Source organism: Lachnoanaerobaculum saburreum DSM 3986 (assembly GCF_000185385.1).
GTDB lineage: Bacteria > Bacillota > Clostridia > Lachnospirales > Lachnospiraceae > Lachnoanaerobaculum > Lachnoanaerobaculum saburreum.
The window spans coordinates 1745765-1746896 of sequence record NZ_GL622296.1; the positions used below are offsets into that span (position 1 = coordinate 1745765).

General features: G+C 34.8%; 1 protein-coding gene. It reads left to right on the forward strand.

Translation table 11 applies throughout. The features are described 5' to 3' along the window. Window positions 1-385: 385 nt before the first annotated feature. Window positions 386-1132: IS630 family transposase (locus HMPREF0381_RS07990; protein WP_008751449.1), on the forward strand; the 747-nt coding region annotated here is incomplete at its 3' end.

The following is a 1132-nucleotide window of genomic DNA, read 5'->3' on the forward strand; positions in this document are numbered from 1 at the left end:
TTTTCAAATTGGGAATTCATGGAACAAAATATCTTATATGTTAATATGTATAATATACAGGCTGAGAAATATTCTATTGGATCAGTATAGTATTAAATTATAAATTGCAATTAATTCAAAATGAGTATAATAAATAATGTTTATGAAAAAAGGTAAACATATATTTTGATATTACTTTGAGATGTATAAGTATTCTCTTTTTATTTGAAAAAACCATAATCAGTAAAAATAGGGAGAACTGAAAAAGGGACATAATATTTATATTAATGGAGAAAAAGTAGATATCAGTGAGCAGATATATATCTAGTATAAAAGTTTCTAAATAACTCGATTAAATAAGTGTTCCATGATATAATATTCATATAGTACATATGGAGAAAAAATCATGGGTAGAAAAACAACCGCAATAACATTAACGTCAGAGGAACGAGAATATCTCAAATCACAAACACGTTCACGAACTATTCAGGCTCAAACCGTTTGTCGAGCAAGAATATTGCTCCTTAAGGCAGAAGGTGTAGCTATTGATGTAATCGCAGATAAAGTAGGCATCAACAGGTGTAGCGTTATGCTTTGTCTTAAAAAATTCAAAGAAGGTGGTGTTGAAAATGCCCTTTTGGATGCTCCCGGTCGCGGTCGCAACGCAGAGATTACTGATGATGAAAAAGCATGGATTATAAATATTGCTTGCCAAAAACCTGTAGAACTTAGATATTCAGCCGAAGTATGGACAAGGGCTCTTCTGACGAAACACATAAATAAGGTTGCCGAAGAGTCCGGTCACATAAGACTTTCCACTATAAGTCAGTCAAAGGTTCGGACGATACTTGAAGAGGCAGATATTAAGCCTAACAAGATAAAGTATTACTGCCGTAAGCGAGATCCTGACTTTGATCAGAAGATGCACAATGTTCTCTTGGTCTATAAGCAGTTATCAATGCAGTTCGATGAAGATGGTCAGCTGCTACCCTTTGCCAAAGATGGTCAAATTGTTCACGTTCTCTCATATGATGAGAAGCCGGGTATACAGGCTACAGCAAATACTTCTGAGGATCTTCCACCGGATGAGAATCATAAAACCTTCAGCAGAGATTATGAATACAAGCGTTTAGGAACGATTTCGTTACTTGTC